Below are 22838 nucleotides of genomic sequence, written 5' to 3'. Positions count from 1 at the left end.
AATTTTAGTTGAACAGATACCATAAAATCCCAATATTCAGTCTAAAATCATAGACCGGATAATGTGGGAATGCATACGATTTGTTTGGTGAAACGACCGTTCCTATTTGCTGACCTTCGATAAAGAAAAACATTCTTTTCACTTTCATATTAACATATAGATCAGCAATTGGCTGTCCTCCGATTGAGAAAGAATCTGCGCTTGGCAAAATATATTCGTTAAGAATCGGGAAATATTCTCGGGTAGCAAATTTTGAGAAATAATATACTTTTAAACCAGCCTGAATTTCTGCTGCATTTTTGAATGCTTTAGACTGAAAGAAAAAGTTGGCTCTTCCTATAAAAGAAGGCAATGGTAATAATTCTTTATTGGTTAAAACATTTTGAAACTGCAATCTTGTATTTAAATGAAATTTACCATAACTGAAAGTAGCATCACCTCCAATCTGAGAAATATTTACAGAATTTGCACTCTGTCTCGGCATTGCAGCTGCATCAAAATAAGTATAATTATCTACTCTAAAATAGTTGGCAAAAAGTTGAGTTTGGAACCATTTTAAATTAACATTTCCACCAATTTCTGTTACCGACTGATTTTTTGCATCACTAAGGAAATAATTAAAATTGTTGTATACCGAGGCATTCGCAAGATAATTAAACGACGGATATGAACTTTGGAAATTTACTTTTGCATTCACAAAGTAATCTTTAATCGGCTCAAACTTGATATTGTTTGTCGTCTTCAAATAATTTCCAAACTGATTTCCTTTTGAAATTTCCAAGAATGAATTGACCTGGAATTTATCGAAAAGTTTAATCTGTAGATTTCCGACAGCTCCCAATCTGTTTTCTTTCATCTCAGAAGGAATTTGAAGAATAGGCAATGTAATTTGATCGACCCCGAATTTCAGCATTTGATATCTTAATCCTGCATCTAATTTAAAACGCTCGTTATCGAAAACCAAACTGAATGTATTGCTGAAATTATTTGAATACTTTTTAGTTGCAAGAGGAAAGCCATTAACAATTTCGGCTTCAGAAGTGTACCAATATGGTTCTAAACTACTTTGGTTATAATAATATTTATTCCCTTGATTAAAGATGGTGTGTCTAATTCTAAAAGGAAATTTTTCAGCATTAAAAGGAGTAAACTGATGACTCAGGTAATATCTTCTATAAGAATATTGTGAGCTGGATGATGCCAAATTCACCAAAGCTCTATCACGATTTCTAAACTCGCTATCTCCTGATTGGAAAAGGTCATCATTTACAATTCCACCATTCTCCTGATTGTTTACATTCTGATGAAGGTAGTGAGCGAATAATTCATAATCTCCGCTCTTTGAAGTATAGTGTCCGGAAAACAAAGTATTATTATTTGCCGACAAAGAGTTTCTGTAAAACCCTTGAGAACGAAGTCCCATATAATCTAAAGCAAAATTGAATCTCTTACCTATATTTTGGGTATACGTTGACTGCAAAGCCGCACCGTTTTTCATCGCAGTATGATAAATAAAAGTTGCCGTAGGAGTTTTTACATCATAATATTTGATGTCATTAATTCCTAAAATACCATACGATTTATTTGTTGGTAATAGAGAAAGATTTTGTTCGGCATTTACTTCATAAGATAAAGGATTGAATCCCGATCCGATATTTGCAAACTGCACTCTTCCAAAATTATCTCTGTTATTGTACTGAGAAAAAATATACGTCTTATTAAAAGTCATCGCTGTATCAAAGATTTTCTTTTCAGAAAACTGAGTCTGATACTGATAATCATTAATCGTCGGCTTAAAAATTTTAAGAGAATCTTTTGTCCCGGAATCTATTACTAAGGTGTCTTTTAGTTTTTTATCAAGCATGTTAGAGTCTGTTTTATTGACAATAACCTGTGCTTTTACCTGAGAGCCGAAGAAAAGTATTATAAAAAGAAGATATTTCATTGTAATGATTAATCTGCAAAAATATAAAATATGTTATAATGTATTTACATAAGTGATGAGTTTAATTAAATCTGCTTCTTTTTTAAGATTAATTTTGTTTGTTTTCAAATAATTTTCTACTTCATTTGACTTAGAATTAAAGACTTCTAGTAGGTTTTTCTTACTATTATCTAATTTTTTGAAATCATTTTCATACCCTAGAAGATACAAATCTTTTTCCTTTGAATAATAATCATTCCTGTCTTTATTGATTCCATTGATACTTTTTTCCCCTTTCAAAAGTTCAAATTTTTCTCTTTTATATAGCGAATATTTTTGAGGATTTGATACCAGTAATACGAGATATCCGTATCGATCACCAAATCCAAAATTATAATTGAGACAAATATATTTTTTGTTTAGATCCTCAAAATTCACTATCATACCAGATTCTTTATCAGCAATATATACTTCATTATCCCTAGTAAATTCCATTTCATCGGAATAGGCATTGTATCGAAGCTCTTGCAAATTCTTCGAGTAACCAGGAATATTAGCTTTCAAAAAGCTAGTGCCGTTATAATAAGCATCTCCATCCCTCACTTCAGAAGTTTTTATAAGTTTGGTTTGTGAAAGGAAAACTCGATTTCCTACAGTATTGATATTTCCCCCAGTGCTAGTATTTTGAGCTAACACTCCAGCAGAAAATAATGGTAAAAATGTGATTAAGACTTTATACATGATTATTAATTTTTATGATGAGTAAAAATAGAAAAAAGCCTGTAAAATACAGGCTTTTTTCTATAATAAATTATCTTGTTAATTAATTGTCATAACCAGGGTTAGCAACAACAGGAGTACCCGCAAGATCAGTTTCAGCTCTCGGAATAGGGAAAGCAGTTAATCTGATATCAGTACTTGCACCAGCAGGTCTAGGCACAGCATCTCCCCATCTTAGAAGATCCCATTGTCTTAATCCTTCACCTAATAATTCTTTAGATCTCTCAGTTTTTAATAGTACCATATCAACAGTACTAACTCCTGTTAAACCTCTATTTGTTACAATATTGTTATAGTAATTAAGTGCTTTTGTAGCGCTTCCACCGTTAAGTTCAGCTTCAACACCGTTAAGAAGCACTTCTTCAAATCTTACAATTTTCAAATTATCAGCACCTTCAAGGTTTGGGTATTTATAAAGATAATATTCTCCATCAGTAAGTGTCATAAGACTTTTTCTTACATCATTTGCTGCAAAACTATTATATCTTGAAGCTCGTACAACTATATTTCCGTAACCATTGTAATTATAAATATATCCTAGAGAGTTAGTACCGTTAGCACCAGCTACTCCAACTTCCAATTCGAAAATGCTATTATTTTGCTTAGCTGCTTCCCAAGAACCAGCATATGAAGCAGCCGGGATTACCTGATACTGAGTACTCGCAATAATTTCATCAGTAAGAGTTCTTACTCTTGCATAATCTTTCTTATATAAGAAAAATCTACTCATTACTGCTTTTGCACCATTGATTGTAAGTGTTCCACGATCTGTAATACCTTGATCGTTTGCTACCATCATTGCTAACCCAGCATTATAGTCTGAAGTAATCTGAGCTTCATTTTCAGCAATAGTACCTCTACCCTGTAATGCTTTTGGATCATATTTTAGAGGAGTTATAATACCCAAAGTTCCCCCTGTATATTTTTGACCGTATAACTTTAAAAGATCAAAGAAAAACATTGCTCTTAATACATGAGCCTGACCAATATGATACCTTACGGCTTCGCGATCTGCCTCTGATCCTTTAATACTATTAACATCTGTATTAATTAGGATATTAGCTTTTGCAACAGCTGCATAAATCTGAGACCAAGTATCTCTTGCATAAGCATCTGCAGAAGTCATTGTATAATTATGAACAGTATTAAAATACCCTGCATAACCATTACTATACATTTCATCTGATCTAGTTTCCCCATATACGGTATAATCTCTACCATAATAAGTAACCGCTCTCATCGAAGTGTACATTCCTCTTTGAAATGCTTCAACTTCGTTTAAGCTCGTTAACGGAGCCTGTTCAACGTTTTGATAAAACTTTGTCTCTACAAAATCTTCGCTACATGAAACGAAAGCTGTAGATACACCAACTGCTAATACAACTGTTTTTAAAATATTTAATTTCATTTTATTTATTTTTTTAGAACCCAATATTAACACCAATACTATATGTTCTCATTATAGGTAAGTTCAAATTAGACGTACCATCCAAGTTAATTTCAGGATCTAATTTTAATCTGTCATCAAACGTATGTGTCCAAAGGTTAGTACCCATTACATATATTTGAACAGAATTAAGACCGGAACCTTTTAAAACATCCCCTGTAAAACTATAAGATAATCTTGCATTTCCTAATCTGATATAATCACTATCGTATAAAAATCTTGTAGAAGCTCTGTTAGCCAATTTATTTCCTCCATAAATTGGTTTTGGATTCGCAGCACCTGTATTTTCCGGAGTCCAATAATCCATCTGATCAGCATAACCAGAATAGTTTAAAGTATATTGTCCATCACTCAACATATAGTTTGCCCAATCGTTATAAATTTTACCTCCGAAACCATAGGTAAACTGAGCGTCTAAGCCAATCCCTTTATAAGACATACTGATATTAGCTCCTCCAAAGATTGTACTCAACCAACTTCCTTGTACAGCTTGTTTAGCAGCATTATAATTATTAGTAGTTTCACCATCAACACCATTCAGATACCATAGTGGATCTCCATTGGTAGGATCTACACCAGCCCACTTTCTCATGTACCAAGTTCTAACACCTTCACCTACTCTTATTGTGGTAGTCGCCGTATTTACATCACCTCCATAAAGAGAGGTAATTTCGTTATCTAATGTACTTAAATTAGCACCAACACTTAGGTTAAACTGATCTCTGCTTCCTTTGAAAATATCTGCATTAACAGAAAATTCAAAACCTTTATTTACTAAATCTCCAATATTATCAACATAGCTTCCTAAACCTTGAGATAAAGATAATGGAATATTATAAATTAAATCTTCAGTTTTCTTATTGTAGTATTCAGCAGAAACTGTTAATCTATTTTGAAAGAAACCAAAGTCAAAACCAACATTAAAAGGCTTAATCGTTTCCCATCTTAAATTTGGATTATATACTCCTGAATAAGATGCAGCAGCTAAGTCGCCATAATTAGTTGAGTAAGCATACAATGCGTATGGGTTTGCTGTCACTTGGTTACCTACTTTACCGTAAGACGCTCTAAACTTTAAAGTAGAAATAGCTTCAACCTCTCTAATAAAATTAAGTCTAGCTAAGTCAATACCAACACCAGCTGACCAGAAATTACCCGCTTTTTGTCCTGGTGTAAAATTAGACAATACATCTCTTCTGTATGATGCATCTAGCAATACTAATTTATCAAAGTCATAATGTCCTGTTACGGCATAACCATGTCTGCTGTTTTCAGCTCTAGTACCAGCAATAGATTGCATTTTTACAAAATTAGAAATCGTTGACAAAGACAATGCTCCTACAGCAGAAGCACTCGCTCTAAGATCTCTAAAATCTGATTTATATGCTTCCTGAATAACTGAGAAATCAAAATTATGTTTATCTTCTAATCTGAAATTATAACTTAAAATATTCTGAACATTGAAATTAAAATATCTTCTTGTTCCTGAATCTGCCAGACCGTTATAATTTGTACCATCTCCATGTAGTGGACTTGAATACTGGTCTTCTTCGATATTAATATACTCAGGTGCAAAAACAAATCTGTACTTAAGGTTTTTAAGAATATCGTATTCTGCATACATATTACCAAAAATCCTAGCTGTTTTTCCTACTTGCGAATTCAATTCAAGTAATGCAGCATTATTAAATAAACCATTAGACATACGTCCGTTATTTCCCCAATAGTAACTTCCGTCAGCATTATATAGCGGATCTGTAGGTCTTAGAAAATATTCACCCAAAATAGGATTAGCAAAACCACCTCCATTTCCTAAAGTCTTGATTTTACTGTAAGACATCTGAAGATTTGTTCCAAATCTAAACTTATCTGTAGCTTTAACATCTAATTTGTTAGTAAAAGTCAATCTATTGAATGATGAGTTTTTTATAATACTGTTCTGATCAAAATAATTGATTGAGTTATAATAAGAAATATTCTCGTTACCTCCAGACATACTAAAATCTGCATTCTGAACATATGCTCCTTTACTTGAAACTGCATCTCTCCAATTTGTATCAGCATCAGAGTTGTAGATTACTGAAGCTCCTTCAAGACCACCTATTTCTTGATTAGCAAGAGCAGATTTAACTGCATCAATTGACCCTAATGAAGGAATTCTATTTAAAACTTGAGCCGCTACCAAATCTTGATACTGAGATGCATTTAAACCTCTATATCCTTCAACTGCTCTATCACTAACCCCATGGTTAAAACCAATATTAAATCTAGGCTTTCCTTTCTTTCCTGACTTTGTAGTAATAATAATTACCCCGGCACCGGCATCAGCTCCGTAAACCGCTGTTGAAACTGCATCTTTAAGAACTGTTAATGATTCAATATCATCAGGGTTAAGGTTTGCCAAGATGTTTGCTGAAGTACTGTTACCTGTCAAGTCACCTGAAGAAACTCTAACTCCATCAATAATGTAGATTGGCGACACTCCTCCATTAATAGAAGCTACCCCTCTAACTCTTACAGAAGCAAAACCTCCGGGTTGCCCTGAAGATGAGCCAGTTTGTACACCACTTACTCTACCCTGCAACAATTTATCAACGGAAGCTACTGGTACATCATCAATAGCCTTTGCTTTCATTGTTGAAGTTGATCCAGTAATTTCCTGAACTGCTCTTTTCTGACCAAAGCCTACCATTACTACCTCCTCTATCTGAGTTTCTTTAGCTACGGTATCGTTTGATTTGTTTTGAGCGAATAATGCCTGACCTGTAAAAAACAGAACTCCTGCACTTAATACACTTAATTTAACATTCATATTAATTAAATTTTAATATTTATTTTCACAAAGATGTTAATTAATATTAACACAAACAAATTTTAAAAATAAGCAACAAGCAAACACAATTAATAAAAATTAGTTAATTAACTTTTTCTACATACAAAATTATTACCAATAGACAATTAAAAATACATGATATTTAAAAAAAAAATGCTTTGTTATAGAAATTAATAATTTCAAATTATTATAAATTTAAGTTAATTCCCTTCAAAATCTTAACACACTATAGTTGAAAAGCATAAATTATTATGAATAAGGTAATAGTTAATGACTGTTTTTCTACATTGAAATTAATATTATTTCGCTAAAAAAGAAACTTTAGAAAAATGCATAAAAAATCCGGAAAATTTCACTTTTCCGGATTTTTGTTTTAATTAATAATGTGTAAACTCACATAGGATCAGTTCTACTTTTAAATCTGTAAAGATTTTGAATTAGTAGCTACTATTGCCCAGTAAATTCCTCAGTATCATTAGCTAAAAAGTAAGTTGTACCTTTTAAATAATAATAAATTCTCAAAGTCAGCCTTCTCGTACATGGGTTATAAGAAGAACTTGTACCATCAGTTGCTGGTCTAGCCCAAACCGGAGCGTTTATACCTCCAGAGTTATAAGTATATCCAGTAAACTGATCTGGGATTGTCACATTAAAGGTTGTTGGATTGTAATAAACAACTAAATCATCACCATTATCCCAAAAACCATCAACACGTAATTGCTCATTCCCATCAACAGGAGTAGATTTTACAACATCATAAACAGCAGTTGTATCTCCAGTCCACCAAGCTACATTATTTCTGAATTTTCCAGTCCCGATGAAAACTGCATCTGAACAAGTAAGAGACATTCTTAAAGAATAACTTTGATAGTTTAAATTATTTCCAAATACCGACGATTTTATTTTAAAATTAGCTATTTTTCCAGCTTGTGTTGCTGAAGCTTTTAAAATTCTAATTGTAAATTTACCGATAGCTTGTCCATCAGGCACTGTACCTGAACCACCATTTAAAATCTGAAAATCAACTCCTTCAACAGCTGTTGAATTTACAGGATCATAAACAATTTTAACATCAGGATTACCTGAAACTGCTTGCACAGTTCCAAACTCAACATCAACATCTCTATAGGTTTGGTCAGCAAATACGAAAGCTTCACCTTTATCTTTTAAGAAATGTACATAAGAATCTCCCTCATAAAATATTTCTTCATCTTTACATGATGAAAGTGAAAGGAATATTAATAAGAATCCAAATAAACTAAATATTTTCTTCATAATTAAATTAAATTAAATGTTAATAACCAGGATTTTGCTGGTTCGCGATTGCAGGGTTACCGTTAATTTCCACAGAAGGGATAGGTAAAGTAAATCTATGATCCGTAATACTAATAGTAGTTGGAGTTGCAGAGTTATATGTGTCATCTGCAGCATTTCTGTCAACACTTACTCCAGCAGCTTGCCCTAATCTTCTTAAATCAACATAACGATGCCCTTCAAAACAAAGCTCAACCCTTCTTTCTTTCAAAATATCTTTTAAAGCTGTAACTCTATCTGTATATACTGGTAAAGGTGCAGCAGTAGTAACGTATCTTCTTGCAGAACGTACAGCTCTTATATTCGTTGCTGCAGTTGCATAATCATCATTGATCATAATAGCACATTCTGCTAAAATTAAATACATTTCACTTAATCTTGATACCTTAATATCATTTTTAAGAATTGTAGTTCCTTTTCCTGGATACTTATCAATAATAAAATTAGATGTTGTAGCTGTTGAGCTAGGATCAAGAAATGACCAACTTCTGATATCACTAGCATAAGATGTCAGCGATGAATATAAGTTTAACCCCATAGTCCATAAAGGAGAACCATTACTAGCAGTACTATTAGTAGTATAAAGTGACGCAATATTTCCTCCTGTACCGTTTGTAGGGCGACTAAGCTTGAAAATTATCTCTCCATTAGCTCCGTCTGACCATAACCTTCTATAAGGTGTAGGAGTTAAAGATTCACTATAGAATGTATTTGCCCAAGAACCAGCCGTCGTTGCATTTGCCCAAGAAGGAGTTCCCGTAGGAATTGGACTACCAAGTGTTAAAGTAACTCCAGATGCAGTAATAGCATCTTGTGCGTATTGTCGTGCCAACGGATAATTACCTCTATAAAGATACATCCTAGCTCTTAGAGCACTAATCAAAGCTGGGCTTGCAAAAGAAGGGAAACGATGCCCTACTGATGTTTGATAAGCAGTACCCTGAAGATTTGCTACCCCGAAAGCAAGATCACTTTCGATTAACTGCCAAATATCTGCATTCTTCACTCTCGGCAATTGAACAGTATAATCATCTGTATACGTATCTGATAAAATTACACCTAAAGCATTATCATTTTTCATATCTGTTGTAAAAAAAGACATCAAATTCAAATATGCGAAAGCTCTCAATACTCTTGCTTCTGCTAGAGTATTTTTGTAAGTAGTTGTTTCAGCTGCTGTAGCAGGAACAATTTTTCCCGCTTGCTTTAACAATCTGTTAACTCTATTAATTGTAAGATAATTACCAGTCCATATTCCACTCACAAAACCATCATCAGGCTGTAGATTATATCTAAACAAACCTTGATTTTGACCAGCATTTGAAGGTCCTATTTTAACTTCATCTGTGAAAAATGATGTAAAACCTACCTGACTGGTAATATCTAATGAGCCATACACATCACCTTCCAAATATTTTTCTAAATCTTTAGAATTCTGAAATATTGTCTCATCTGGAACTTGCCCCGGTTGCACAATGTCTAATGAATTTTCACAAGACTGCATTACTACAGCAATACTTAATATTGATAATAAAACTTTTATTTTTTTCATTGTAACTTATTTAATTTAAATTCCCCCTTTTCTAAAAATCAACATTTACCCCAAGAGTTACTGTTCTTAAATTTGGATATACTGAAGTTGATACAGCAAATGTTGGCTCTGGATCATAACCTTTCCATTTAGAGAACAAGAATAAATTCTCACCCGAAACAAAAACCTTCATACTTTTTATAGAATTACCAATCATTGCTTTTGGCAAACTGTATCCCATAGTCAAAACTTTTAATTTTACAAAAGAAGCATCTTTCAGATATCTATCAGAAGAACCAGCTTGGTCAAAATTAGTTGCTTGATAAGAAGGAACATTAGTATTCTGATTTGTTGGTGTCCAAGCATTTAACAGATCTGCAGATACGTTGTAGTTATTTACAGTTGTTGGATCTAAAACATAATTTAACTGATTATCATATCTCCATACATCAGCCTGGTAAGAGAAATGAGCATCAAGGAAGAAATTCTTATATGAAGCATTAAACCCAAAACCACCATTCCATTTTGGTAAATAACTCTTATCAGATTTTACTTGATCTGTAAGTGTATTAGGAGTTTCTGTAACGTTACCGTCTTTATCTAAAAACAACATATTTCCATTGTCTTTATTTACACCAACATATCTAATTAAATACCACTCACCAAGCATACCACCTGTAACGTTTCTTACATTTCCAGCAGTATCATCTTTAACTAAGCTAAGTATCTTACTTTTATTATATGCAGTGTTTCCATATATAGACAAGCTAGCATTCTCATTTTTTATAATGTTATATCTTAACATTACTTCAATACCCCTATTTTGAAGAGCTCCATTATTAGCTTCTAAAGACGTTTCACCTGTAATTGATGATACATTTAAACTACTAAATAATTTATCCGTCTTTTTATTGTACACATCAACCGAACCTTCAATTTTGCTATTCCACAATCTGTAATCGATACCGATATTTGCTTGTCCAACTTCTTCCCATTGTAAATAAGGATTTTGACGACCACTAAAATAATAAGCACCTTGAGTATTTGCATAACCTAACGCCTGAGAATCATATTCTCTAACTAAATTTGGCGACTGCAATAAAGGATTTGTTCCATACGCAGCAGCTACTACGTTTTGATTACCTTGAATACCATAGGAAGCCCTTAACTTTAACATGTCAAAAATAGATCCTTCCATGAAATCTTCTTGATCAATATTCCATCTACCAGCAGCAGACCAAAACGTAGCCCACCTGTTATCTCCTGTAAATCTATAAGTTCCATCTCTTCTAATAACCCCCGATAAACCATACTTACTTTTATAGTCATAATCTAAAGTTAAGAAATAAGCAAGTGTTGAACCTGTAATTTGCCCAGCAGATGCAGTTGGAACATAGTAAACAATTGGATCTTGACCTGCATTTGGATTATCATAATAAACTGGAGCAACATATCCTGTACCAGCACCAAACACCCAAGTTTTAGGATACAAACCTGTTTGTTGCTGAGAGGTAGAGTTATAATGAACCTTCATCCAGTCCATGTATGCACCTACATCAAATGTATGATCATCATTGATTACTTTATGATAATTAACACTTGTAACTGAATTGAAGTTAAATTCTCTTGTTTTTTGAATTAGTTCTATACCACCAAACGGATTTGGATTCAATGTAGCATTTCTAGAGTTAAATGCAGTAATCAATCCTAAGAAAGAGTTAGGTGATCTCGCAAATATTCGTTCGTTATATTTATAATCTAGCCCTGATCTGTTTGTAACTGTTAAATCATCAGTCAGTTTATATGATGCAGAGAAGTTGGTTACAATACTTGTTTCTGTTAATAAATTTGGAAGAGTTCCTCTAAGAACATCTTGTAAAACCCATACATTTTGCCCACCCCCATAGTTACCTCCAATAGCTGTAAATAACTCTTGGCCAGTCTTGTACTTATTTGACTCTATTGTTGGTAAGCCGACAATAGCTGCAAGAAGTGGGTTTTGAATAACGTTTGAAGCAATATTTCCATTTGTTTCTTGGTCTAATTGATGTCTTTTAGAATACCCTAAAGCAATATTGGAGTTATAAGTAAATCTACCATTAGTTGATTTTCCGTTAAGATTATTTCTAAGTGTAAATCTTTTGAAATCTGTTTGAGGAACAGTTCCTGTTTGATCTAAATAACCAATTGAGAAATAATCATTTACATTTTCACCACCAAACATCATCGACAAATCATGAGATTGTGTAAAACCTGTTTTAAACAATTCTTCATTCCACTTTGTGTCAGGTCCATCATAAGCTGCAATTTGCGCATCTGTCATTTCAGATCCAGCACCTACACCTACTCTTTTCTGCAAAGTTAAAATTTGCTTAGAATTAGCCATATTATAGTCGGTTTTAGGAATCAAACTCATCCCGACAGTTCCAGAATAAGAAACATCAAAACGTTTCCCATACTTACCTTGTTTTGTTCTAATAACAATAACACCATTCGCACCTCTACTTCCGTAAATCGACGTAGCAGCAGCATCTTTCAATACAGAAACAGACTCTAAATCATTAGGATTTAAATTTCTAAACTGAACTGAGTTTGAAATCATACCATCTACTACATACAAAGGTTCTGTACTAGCATTGATAGAACCTACCCCTCTAATAATAACATCAATTTTAGAAGATCCAGGAGAACCAGAAGTTGAGTTGATACTTAATCCCGCAGCCTCTCCTTGTAGAGAACTTAAGAAAGAAACATTGGGTCTATTTTCCAATTTCTCAGCAGATACAGTTACTGATGAAGTAACATCTTTAGGCTTTGTTTGTGTTTTGTTATATCCCAAAACAACTACCTCTTCAATTTTAGATTCTTTTTCTTTTGTTGACCTTGTAGTATCTTGAGCAAACATTGCTTGTCCTGTAAAGAATAGCACACCAGCCGTTAGAACACGTAATTTAACATTCATATTAACAAAATTTTAATATTTTTAATGAGCAAATATGTTAATAAATATTAATATATGCAAATTTTAAGCTAAGATTATCACTAATTTTTTATTAAATTATTTCCAATTGGCTTAAAATGGTCAAAATTCAACAATTAACCAACATGTAAAAAACAAAAAAATTAAGAAAAGCCACCCTAAGATGTTTATTTGAGAAACACTTAACAAATGTTAAAAAATACTTATTGTATCTCCAACACTTATTTTCTTAAAATTGTCTAAAGTAAATTTAATACACGGACGAGTAGCGTGGACTTTCACATAATACATAAGTATTATCTTTGAATGACAATAGATTTCTTGATTTATACTTTCTATTGATTTGACAACTTTATTCACGACACAAATTTAAATGCCTTTAAGAATCAACCTATCAAAGAAGAGAAGATTATTAATTATGTTGGCCTATTGCTTTAGATTAAGCTACCAAATTAATACATAAATTAAAAATCAAAAAGAATCCGTCTCATATATGAGACGGATTCTTTTAATTATTTATAAAATTAAATTATTTTAATTTCTTCTTCACAGCAACCTCTTCGTATACTTCAAGAATATCATTTTGCTCGATATCATTATATCCTTTAAGGTTCAATCCGCATTCGTAGCCTTTCGTAACTTCTTTTACGTCGTCTTTGAAACGTTTTAAGCTTTCAAGTTCGCCATCAAATTTCACGATACCATCTCTTAGTAATCTTACTTTCGATTGTCTCGTTACTTTTCCAGTAAGAACCATACAACCTGCAATAGTTCCAACTTTAGAAATCTTGAATACCTCACGGATTTCAACATTACCAATAACTTGTTCTTGAATTTCCGGAGAAAGCATTCCCTCCATCGCTTCTTTCACCTCGTCGATTGCTTTATAGATTACAGAATATGTTCTGATCTCAATTTCTTCACGGTCTGCAAGATCTTTAGCGTTTGCTCCAGCTCTTACGTTAAATCCGATGATAATTGCATCAGATGCCGCCGCTAAGTTGATATCAGATTCAGTGATCTGTCCAACACCTGAGTGAAGGATTTTCACGCTGATTTCTTCTGTTGATAATCTTTGTAACTGATCAGAAAGTGCTTCTACTGAACCATCCACGTCACCTTTAAGGATAATATTCAATTCTTTGAATTCTCCTAAAGCAATACGTCTACCTAATTCTTCAAGCGTTGTATGTTTTTTCGTTCTGATTGAAAGTTCTCTCTGTAACTGCTCTCTCTTATTAGCAATAGCTTTTCCTTCACTTTCGTCGGCATAAACACGGAATTTATCACCTGCTGTAGGCGCTCCGTCTAAACCTAAGATTGTTGCCGGAATTGAAGGCCCTGCTTCTTCAAGGTTTTTCCCTCTTTCATCCAATAAAGCTTTTACTTTACCGTGATTTTTACCTGCTACTACATAATCTCCAACTTTTAAAGTTCCAGTTTGTACCAACATTGTTGCTACATAACCTCTACCTTTATCTAAAGATGCTTCAATTACAACTCCGTTTGCAGCACGTTCAGGATTAGCTTTTAATTCAAGCATTTCTGCCTGTAACAATACTTTCTCTAATAAAAGATCCATATTATTACCCATTTTAGCTGAAATTTCCTGAGCCTGTACATTTCCACCCCACTCTTCTACCAAAATATTCATTCCGGAAAGTTGTTGACGGATGTTATCAGGGTTTGCATTCGGCTTATCCACTTTGTTGATTGCAATAATCATTGGTACCCCTGCAGCCTGTGCGTGAGAAATTGCTTCTTTTGTTTGAGGCATTACATCATCATCCGCAGCAATTACAATAATTGCAATATCGGTAACCTGTGCCCCTCTAGCTCTCATCGCAGTAAAGGCTTCGTGACCTGGTGTATCTAAGAATGTAATTCTCTGACCATTTTCCAGCTTCACATTATAAGCTCCAATGTGCTGTGTAATTCCACCTGACTCACCTGCAATTACGTTAGTTTTTCTAATGTAATCCAACAATGAAGTTTTACCGTGGTCAACGTGTCCCATTACTGTTACAATTGGTGCTCTTGAAACAAGGCTCTCTTCTGTATCGATTTCATCATCAGCGTCTGTATCTTCAAGATCAGCATCAGAGAATTCAATTTTATATCCAAATTCATCAGTCACCAATAACAAAGTATCGGCTTCTAATCTTTGGTTCATGGTAACCATTACTCCTAAAGAGAAACAAGCTGAGATTACTTCAGTAGGAGAAACGTTCATTAAACTTGCCAATTCACCAACAGTGATGAACTCGGTTACTTTTAATGTTCTGTCTGCTGCATCAATTTCTTGCTGACGCTCATCTTGCTCTCTACGGAAACTTCTCTTATCTTTTCTATGTTTAGAAGATTTAGATTTCCCTCCTTTATTGGTTAATTTTTCAAGGGTCTCCTTGATTTGGTTTTTAACTTGCTCGTCAGTTAATTCAACAGGCATAGTTCTTTGTCCCGGTCTGTTGTTTCCGAAACGGTTTCCTCCACCTTGTCCTTGAGGACGATTCTGACCACCTTGTCCCGGAGGTCTGTTACCTTGAGGACCACCCGGACGGTTTTGACCACCTTGTCCCGGAGGTCTGTTTCCTTGATAACCACCTTGTCCCGGCGGACGGTTTCCTCCTGGTCCATTTTGACCTTGAGGACGGTTTTGACCGCCTTGCTGATTGTTTCCACCTTGTTGGTTGTTCCCAGTATTCTGGTTAGGACCACCCGGCTTTTCAATTCTCTTTCTTTTCTTTTTAGCTCCTGAGTTTGGTTTTGGTGCAAACTGAGTTAAGTCAATTTTTTCACCAACGATTTTAGGACCGTCAAGTTTTTGATAAACAGTTTCTATTTTCTGAGGTTCCTGAGGTTCCTCACTAGTAGATTCAGGTTTTTTTTCTTCCACTTTTTCTACAGGTTTTTCAACCGGTTTTGGTGTTTCTTTAGCAGGTTCAGCTGGTTTTGCTGTTGCTTTCACCTCTTCTGTTTTAGGTTTATCTTTTTTTGCAGGTCTGTTTCTGTTTCCTTCTATTTGAGAAAGATCAATTTTATCCAAAACCTTGAACTCTTGCCTTTCAGGAGTTGCTTTTACTTCAGAAACCGGTACCACTTCTTCTTTTGCAGCTTTTACCTCTTCTTTCACCTCCTTCACTTCTACTTTCTCTTCTTTTTTTTCTTCTACAGGTGCAGCTGGTGCAGGAGTTGGTTCTTCCGCAACAGGTTCAGCTTTTTTAGGCTCAAGATCGATTTTACCTAAAATTCTGGTTTCTGGTTTTGTATTAGCTTTAGCTCTTATTACTTCAGGTGCTTTCTTTTCTTCCATCTCCAGTTTTTCTTCCGGAACTTTAGAAATAACCACCTCATGGGAAGCTTTACGTTGCTCACCGTCTTTGGCAAACTCAGCTTCCAATGCAGAATATGCCGCTTCTTCTAATTGAGCGTTAGGATTGTTTTCAACCACAATATCCTTAGACTGTAAAAACTCTACCAGCCTAGACATCGATATGTTAAATTCCTTAACCGCTTTATTTAATCTTATTTTTGGCATCTATATTATTTACTGTTTTTTTTAATTCTTAAAATTAAAGTATTCTTTTTTACTGTTATTAAAATTTATTTCTAAATATTAATCTTCAAATTCCTCCTTCAATATACGTTTCACGTCTTCGATGGTTTCCTCTTCTAAGTCTACCATGTTTAAAAGACTTGTCGTATCTTTATCTAAGACAGATTTTGCAGTTGTAAGACCTACTTTCTTAAACTCATCCAAAATCCACTGTTCGATATCGTCATTGAATTCTCTCAAGTCAACATCATCATCTTCACTTGCTTCCCTAAACACGTCAATTTCGTATCCAGAAAGCCAAGAAGCCAATCTGATATTTTGTCCTTGCTTACCGATAACTTTAGAAATCTCTTCAATTGGAGTATAAACCAATGCATAGTTTGTCTCTTCGTTGATGTCAATTTTATTGATGGTAACATTTCCTAAAGCTCTCTTCACCATAATCTCAGGGTTTTTAGACCACTGAATTACATCTATATTTTCGTTTCTTAATTCTCTTACGACACCGTGAATTCTAGAACCTTTCACCCCGACACAAGCTCCTACAGGATCGATTCTGTCGTCGTAAGCATCCACTGCTATTTTCGCTTTTTCACCAGGAATTCTCACTGCTTTTTTAAGAATGATTGTTCCGTCCTGGATTTCAGGAATTTCTAATTCCAATAATTTTTCCAAGAATTTAGGAGCTGTTCTTGAAATGATAATTTGTGGTTTTGAACCTTTAAAATCTACCGTTTCAACAATTGCTCTGATGTTTTCTCCTTTTTTGAAGAAATCCGATGGAATCTGGTTTTCTTTAGGTAAGATAAACTCGTTTCCTTCATCATCCAACAAGATCACATGTTTGTGACGAATGTGGTGAATTTCTCCGATTACAATTTCTCCGATTCTGTCTCTGAACTGATCATACAACATCGCATTGTTATGCTCCTGCAATTTTGTTGCTAAAATTTGCTTCAGCGTCAAAATATTTCTTCTTCCCAACTGCGCTACCGGAATTTCCATGGTAAAATCTTCACCAACTTCAAAAGTTGGATCTATTTTTTTAGCTTCAGTGATTTCAATTTCCAAATCATCATCTTCAGACATTTCGTCTTCAACGATGGTTTTATTTAAGAAAATCTGAAAGTCACCTTTGTCAGGGTTTACAATTACATCAAAGTGATCATCAGAATCAAATCTTTTTCTCAACAAAGTCTTTAGAGAATCTTCAATGATCGCCATCAGATCAATTTTACTGATCCCCTTTTCGTCTTTAAAATCACCAAAGGATTCAATCAACGCTATATTATCCATTTATCTTTTTTTCTTTTAAAATTTAAGTACTACCAAAGCTTTTTTTATGTCAGAGTAAGGAATTTCTTTTTCCTCCTCTACGTCTACTTTACCTTTACCTACTTCTTTCGGTTTGCGGTAACGCAGTACAAGAGTAATTTTCTCTTCATCTACTTCTGCAAGCTCACCTTCTATTTCTGAAGAATCCGTCAGCAAAACTTCAATTTCTCTTCCGATGTTTTTACGAAACTGTCTCGGAATTGAAAGCGGCTCGCTTAGTCCTGCAGACATTACCTGCAGACTAAAATCGTGCTCTTCACGATCCATATTAAATTCTATTGCACGGCTTGCATCCAGACAATCCTGCACAGTAACACCTTGATCTCCGTCTAAGATTACTGTAATACCATCTCCTGCGGAAAACTTCAAATCAATAAGAAACAGATCTTCTCTTGTCTGAAGGAAATCATTTAATAATGTTTCAATATTTTTTCTAAACTCCATATAATATATATCCTGATTTAACAGTACGAAAAAAGGCTTTCTCTTAGAAGCCTTTCCATTTTTTCCGTAAATCTCCTGCAAATATATGACATTTTTATAAAATACACAAATACTCTTCATAATCAACAGAATAAGAATTCATCAAAAAAAATTACAATAACTCTACTCTCATAAAAATTAATTTTCGCTGCAAATTCTTTTTTAATCTGTCATCTTTAATAAGTTATCATTATTTAAAAAAGACCATGAAACAATTTTTAGTATTTTTGTCAGGAATTTTATAAAACATACATTTTGAATATAACGATAGTAGGAACAGGCTATGTAGGTTTGGTTACAGGAACTACCCTTGCAGAACTTGGCAATTCGGTTTATTGTGTTGATATTGATGAAAAAAAAGTAGAAGGAATGAAAAACGGTATCGTTCCTATTTACGAGCCTAATCTTGAAGAGATGTTTCACCGAAATATTCAATCTGAAAGATTATTTTTCACAACGAACCTAAAAGAAGCTTTAGATAAAAGTGAAGTCGTTTATCTTGCTCTTCCCACTCCACCCGGAGAAGACGGTTCGGCAGATTTATCTTACGTTTTGAAAGTAGCCAATGATATTGGTGAACTGATGACCGAATATAAAGTGGTTGTTAATAAAAGTACAGTTCCTGTAGGAACAGCCGACAAAGTAAGAGAAACTATTTCCGCAAAAACTACTATTGATTTTGATGTCGTTTCAAATCCTGAGTTTTTACGTGAAGGTTTTGCAGTGGAAGATTCTATGAATCCTGCAAGAGTTGTTGTAGGATCGAGCTCTGAAAAAGCCAAAGATATTATGGCGAAAATTTATCAGCCATTTACCAATACAGGAATTCCTATTATTTTTATGGATGAAAAGTCTTCCGAACTTACAAAATATGCATCTAATTCATTCTTAGCCGTAAAAATTACATTTATGAACGAAATTGCCAACTATTGTGAAAAAGTAGGCGCAGATGTAGACAAAGTAAGATTAGGAATGGGAAGCGACGACAGAATTGGACACCGTTTCCTGTTTCCGGGAATCGGTTATGGTGGAAGCTGTTTCCCTAAAGACGTTAAAGCTTTAATTAAATCAGGAAAAGACGATAATTTTAATTTCCAGATTTTAGAAGCAACAGAAAATGTGAATATTTCACAAAAAGTAATTTTGGTTTCTGAAATTGAAAAATATTTCGGTGGAAATATTGAAGGAAAAACGATTGCAATGTGGGGATTGGCTTTTAAAGCAAATACCGACGACATTAGGGAAGCCTCTTCGCTAGACAACATCAATTTACTTCTTCAAAAAGGTGCAAAAATTGTTGCCTACGATCTTATTGCAGAAGAAAACGTAAGAAAATTATTAGGAGACAAAATAGCTTACGCAAAAACGATGTATGATGCTTTAGAAAATGCAGACGCATTATTTATTGCTACAGAATGGCCGGAATTCAAAAATCCGAACTTTGATATGATGGCTAAAAAAATGAATAATAAAGCTATTTTCGACGGAAGAAATATGTATCCGTTAGAAGTTCCCGAACAAAATGGTTTCTACTACAAGAGCATCGGAAGAAAAACGATTCAATAAGCGCCAAGGAAAAAGACTCAAGTAAAAAGAAAAACAAACACCAAAAGCCAAAAGCTTACGGTAAACGCATATTATCAATATGAAAAACATTATCATTACAGGCGGAGCCGGATTTATCGGTTCACATGTTGTAAGAGAATTTGTAAAAAACAATCCGGATTCTACCATCATCAATTTGGATGCTCTAACCTATGCCGGAAATCTTGAAAATTTAAAAGACATCGAAAATGAGCCTAATTATGTTTTCGAAAAAGCTGATATCACAAAACCGGAAGAACTAAGAAAGGTTTTTGACAAATATAATCCGGATGCAGTTATCCATTTAGCTGCAGAAAGTCATGTTGACAGAAGCATTACAGATCCGATGGCATTTATTAATACCAACGTTAACGGAACTGCCAATCTTTTAAATCTTTGTAAAGAATTTTGGACATTAAACCCAGATCACACCCACGGAAGATTTCCAAACGAAAAAAGAACCAATCTTTTCTACCATGTTTCTACAGATGAAGTGTACGGAAGTTTGGGTGAAACAGGATTCTTTTTAGAAACCACTTCTTACGACCCTCAATCTCCATATTCAGCTTCAAAAGCAGCTTCAGACCATTTGGTAAGAGCTTACGGAAATACTTATGGAATGCCATTTATTGTTTCGAACTGTTCAAACAATTACGGACCAAATCATTTTCCTGAGAAACTGATTCCGCTTTGCATTTCGAATATTATTAACGAAAAACCTTTGCCAATTTACGGTGACGGAAAATACACAAGAGACTGGTTATTTGTAATTGATCATGCTAAAGCAATTCATCAGATTTTTAATGATGCTAAAACGGGAGAAACTTACAATATTGGAGGTTTCAACGAATGGCAAAATATTGATTTGGTAAAAGAATTAATTAAGCAAATGGATGAAAAGCTTGGGAATCCTGCAGGACATTCAGAAAAATTAATTACTTATGTAAAAGACAGACCGGGTCACGACAAACGTTATGCAATTGATGCAACAAAATTAAACTCTGAACTAGGCTGGAAACCTTCTGTAACTTTTGAACAAGGATTAGGAAAAACAATCGATTGGTTCTTGGAAAATAAAGAATGGCTGGAAAATGTGACCAGCGGAGATTATCAGAAATATTACGAAAAGCAATATAACTAATCACACAAAAGATGAAAGGTATCATTTTAGCCGGAGGTTCCGGAACAAGACTTTATCCTCTTACCATCGCTGTAAGCAAGCAACTGATGCCTGTTTATGACAAGCCGATGATCTATTACCCTCTTTCCACATTGCTTTTAGCAGGAATTAAGGATATTCTGATTATCACAACTCCTCATGATCAGGCTGGATTTATCAAGCTTTTAGGCGACGGATCACAAATTGGTTGTAATATCGAATATGTTGTACAACCAAGTCCGGATGGTCTTGCACAGGCTTTTATTCTTGGAGACAAATTCATTGGTGACGATTCTGTAGCTTTAGTTTTAGGAGATAATATTTTTTATGGTTCCGAGATGGGAACTTTACTAAAAAACAAAACAAATCCTGAAGGAGGTGTTGTTTTTGCATATCATGTTTCAGATCCTGAAAGATATGGTGTCGTAGAGTTTGATAACGAGTTTAAAGCTGTTTCTATTGAAGAAAAACCTTTGATACCGAAATCAAATTATGCCGTTCCAGGTTTATATTTTTATGATAATGAAGTTGTAGAAATTGCCAAAAACATTAAACCTTCTCCAAGAGGAGAATTGGAAATCACCGATGTAAACAATGTTTATCTAAGCAAAGGAAAACTGGAAGTTGCTGTTTTAGACAGAGGAACAGCATGGCTAGACACGGGAACTTTTGATTCTCTGAATGATGCTTCAGAATTTGTAAGCGTTATCGAAAAAAGACAAGGTTTCAAAATCGGCTGTATTGAAGAAATTGCTTTCAGAAACGGTTTCATCAATGAAGAAAAACTTTTGGAAACGGCAACCAAATATGGCAAAAGCGGATATGGAGAATATCTGAAAAAACTTGTGAATAAATAATAAAATAATCTAAAATACACAAAGCTATTGATCTGAGATCAGTAGCTTTTTTTGTTTAAAGAAATAATTATTAATATATTAGCTATGCTTTTGCCAGAATATGAACAATATTTCAAAATTCAGCGAATTGAAAATCAATTAATTATTTTAAATTTGTAAAAATTCCCACAAATGAATGAACCACAACAAAAGTGGACAGAAACTATAGAATCTAATCACTCATTATTCAAGCTTAATTTAAAAGAAGTTTGGCAATACCGAGATTTGGTATTTATGTTTGTGAAAAGAGATTTCATTTCTTCTTTTAAGCAAACTATATTAGGTCCGCTCTGGTTTTTCATCAATCCTATTTTAACGACAATAGTTTTTACACTTGTTTTTGGAAACATTGCAAATTTACCTACAGACGGCATCCCGCCCATACTATTTTATTTGGCAGGAAATACACTTTGGGGATATTTTAGCACCACTATGTTAAGTGTTTCTAATGTATTTACAGGCAATGCTGCAATTTTTGGAAAAGTTTATTTTCCAAGATTAGTCACTCCCATTTCAACTATTATTTCAAGTTTTATGAGGCTCGGAATTCAGTTGATTTTATTTTGGGCTGTTTTAGCCTATTACTTTTACAAAGGTGATGTGCACCCCAATTCATGGGCATTTTTCTTTCCTGTATTGATTATTTTCTTAGCTTTATTCTCTTTAGGACTCGGCATGATATTTTCTTCACTCACCACAAAATATCGAGATTTATCATTATTACTGGGGTTTGGAGTAAGTTTATTTATGTGGTTTACGCCGGTTATTTTACCAACCTCTTTAGTAAAACAAAAATTAGGGAACTATGGTTTTTTGGCAGACCTGAATCCCTTAACACCAATTTTTGAATGTTTTAAATACGGATTTATTGGCTCCGGAGAATTCAATATAACAAGATTATTGATAAGTTTTTCGTTTATCATAATTATATTGCTTCTGGGAATTTTTGTTTTCAATAAATCTGAAAAATCTTTCATAGATACTGTGTAGTAGCATAGGTAATAAATAATAGTTTA

Annotated in this window: 14 protein-coding genes; 4 read left to right on the top strand and 10 right to left on the bottom strand. The window is 33.9% G+C overall.

What is annotated here, in order from left to right:
* Window positions 1–4: 4 nt before the first annotated feature.
* The 10 genes from BUR17_RS13690 to rimP form a co-directional block, all read right to left on the bottom strand.
* A complete protein-coding gene (locus BUR17_RS13690; protein ID WP_074230913.1) occupies window positions 5–1945 on the bottom strand; it encodes a putative porin in 1941 nt (646 codons plus the stop codon).
* Window positions 1946–1978: 33 nt separating this feature from the next.
* The gene (locus BUR17_RS13685) at window positions 1979–2665 is read right to left on the bottom strand and encodes a hypothetical protein (protein WP_074230912.1); all 687 of its coding nucleotides are present in this window, start codon (window positions 2663–2665) and stop codon (window positions 1979–1981) included.
* A gap of 82 nt (window positions 2666–2747) precedes the next feature.
* On the bottom strand, window positions 2748–4112 hold the full coding sequence (locus BUR17_RS13680) for a RagB/SusD family nutrient uptake outer membrane protein (protein WP_074231246.1): 1365 nt from the start codon (window positions 4110–4112) through the stop codon (window positions 2748–2750).
* A gap of 13 nt (window positions 4113–4125) precedes the next feature.
* Window positions 4126–6963, bottom strand: coding sequence for a SusC/RagA family TonB-linked outer membrane protein (locus BUR17_RS13675; RefSeq protein WP_074230911.1), 2838 nt, complete (start codon window positions 6961–6963; stop codon window positions 4126–4128).
* Window positions 6964–7431: 468 nt separating this feature from the next.
* On the bottom strand, window positions 7432–8259 hold the full coding sequence (locus BUR17_RS13670; protein WP_074230910.1) for a hypothetical protein: 828 nt from the start codon (window positions 8257–8259) through the stop codon (window positions 7432–7434).
* Window positions 8260–8278: 19 nt separating this feature from the next.
* Window positions 8279–9772 carry a RagB/SusD family nutrient uptake outer membrane protein gene (locus tag BUR17_RS13665; RefSeq protein WP_228418734.1) on the bottom strand — a complete coding sequence of 498 codons (1494 nt, stop codon included), beginning with the start codon at window positions 9770–9772 and terminating at the stop codon, window positions 8279–8281.
* 109 nt (window positions 9773–9881) lie between these two features.
* Window positions 9882–12791: a SusC/RagA family TonB-linked outer membrane protein gene (locus BUR17_RS13660; protein WP_074230908.1), complete on the bottom strand. Its 2910-nt coding sequence runs from the start codon at window positions 12789–12791 to the stop codon at window positions 9882–9884.
* Window positions 12792–13338: 547 nt separating this feature from the next.
* Entirely contained in the window at window positions 13339–16347 is a 3009-nt protein-coding gene (gene infB, locus BUR17_RS13655) for a translation initiation factor IF-2 (protein WP_074230907.1), read from the bottom strand.
* Between the two features lie 78 nt (window positions 16348–16425).
* The gene (gene nusA / locus BUR17_RS13650; protein ID WP_074230906.1) at window positions 16426–17661 is read right to left on the bottom strand and encodes a transcription termination factor NusA; all 1236 of its coding nucleotides are present in this window, start codon (window positions 17659–17661) and stop codon (window positions 16426–16428) included.
* 15 nt (window positions 17662–17676) lie between these two features.
* Window positions 17677–18144, bottom strand: coding sequence for a ribosome assembly cofactor RimP (gene rimP / locus BUR17_RS13645; protein WP_074231245.1), 468 nt, complete (start codon window positions 18142–18144; stop codon window positions 17677–17679).
* A gap of 294 nt (window positions 18145–18438) precedes the next feature.
* Here rimP and BUR17_RS13640 point away from each other — a divergent pair, with 294 nt between their 5' ends.
* The 4 genes from BUR17_RS13640 (at window position 18439) to BUR17_RS13625 (ending at window position 22812) form a co-directional block, all read left to right on the top strand.
* Window positions 18439–19749: a UDP-glucose dehydrogenase family protein gene (locus BUR17_RS13640; RefSeq protein WP_074230905.1), complete on the top strand. Its 1311-nt coding sequence runs from the start codon at window positions 18439–18441 to the stop codon at window positions 19747–19749.
* A 79-nt stretch (window positions 19750–19828) separates the two neighbouring features.
* Complete coding sequence (rfbB, locus tag BUR17_RS13635; RefSeq protein WP_074230904.1) at window positions 19829–20908, top strand: dTDP-glucose 4,6-dehydratase; 1080 nt, start codon at window positions 19829–19831, stop codon at window positions 20906–20908.
* A gap of 11 nt (window positions 20909–20919) precedes the next feature.
* A complete protein-coding gene (gene rfbA, locus BUR17_RS13630) occupies window positions 20920–21783 on the top strand; it encodes a glucose-1-phosphate thymidylyltransferase RfbA (protein WP_074230903.1) in 864 nt (287 codons plus the stop codon).
* A gap of 171 nt (window positions 21784–21954) precedes the next feature.
* Window positions 21955–22812 carry an ABC transporter permease gene (locus BUR17_RS13625; RefSeq protein ID WP_074230902.1) on the top strand — a complete coding sequence of 286 codons (858 nt, stop codon included), beginning with the start codon at window positions 21955–21957 and terminating at the stop codon, window positions 22810–22812.
* The last annotated feature ends 26 nt before the right edge of the window (window positions 22813–22838 follow it).

This window comes from Chryseobacterium scophthalmum (assembly GCF_900143185.1).
Lineage (GTDB): Bacteria > Bacteroidota > Bacteroidia > Flavobacteriales > Weeksellaceae > Chryseobacterium > Chryseobacterium scophthalmum.
The sequence above is the reverse complement of the archived record's forward strand: the minus strand, read 5'-3'. Positions and strand labels throughout refer to the sequence as shown.

Coding starts and splice junctions, on each gene's coding strand:
- BUR17_RS13675 (WP_074230911.1), bottom strand. CDS start 6,963: ATGAATGTTAAATTAAGTGTATTAAGTGCAGGAGTTCTGTTTTTTACA.
- BUR17_RS13660 (WP_074230908.1), bottom strand. CDS start 12,791: ATGAATGTTAAATTACGTGTTCTAACGGCTGGTGTGCTATTCTTTACA.
- BUR17_RS13690 (WP_074230913.1), bottom strand. CDS start 1,945: ATGAAATATCTTCTTTTTATAATACTTTTCTTCGGCTCTCAGGTAAAA.
- nusA (WP_074230906.1), bottom strand. CDS start 17,661: ATGGATAATATAGCGTTGATTGAATCCTTTGGTGATTTTAAAGACGAA.
- rfbB (WP_074230904.1), top strand. CDS start 19,829: ATGAAAAACATTATCATTACAGGCGGAGCCGGATTTATCGGTTCACAT.
- infB (WP_074230907.1), bottom strand. CDS start 16,347: ATGCCAAAAATAAGATTAAATAAAGCGGTTAAGGAATTTAACATATCG.
- BUR17_RS13685 (WP_074230912.1), bottom strand. CDS start 2,665: ATGTATAAAGTCTTAATCACATTTTTACCATTATTTTCTGCTGGAGTG.
- rfbA (WP_074230903.1), top strand. CDS start 20,920: ATGAAAGGTATCATTTTAGCCGGAGGTTCCGGAACAAGACTTTATCCT.
- BUR17_RS13680 (WP_074231246.1), bottom strand. CDS start 4,112: ATGAAATTAAATATTTTAAAAACAGTTGTATTAGCAGTTGGTGTATCT.
- rimP (WP_074231245.1), bottom strand. CDS start 18,144: ATGGAGTTTAGAAAAAATATTGAAACATTATTAAATGATTTCCTTCAG.
- BUR17_RS13670 (WP_074230910.1), bottom strand. CDS start 8,259: ATGAAGAAAATATTTAGTTTATTTGGATTCTTATTAATATTCCTTTCA.
- BUR17_RS13625 (WP_074230902.1), top strand. CDS start 21,955: ATGAATGAACCACAACAAAAGTGGACAGAAACTATAGAATCTAATCAC.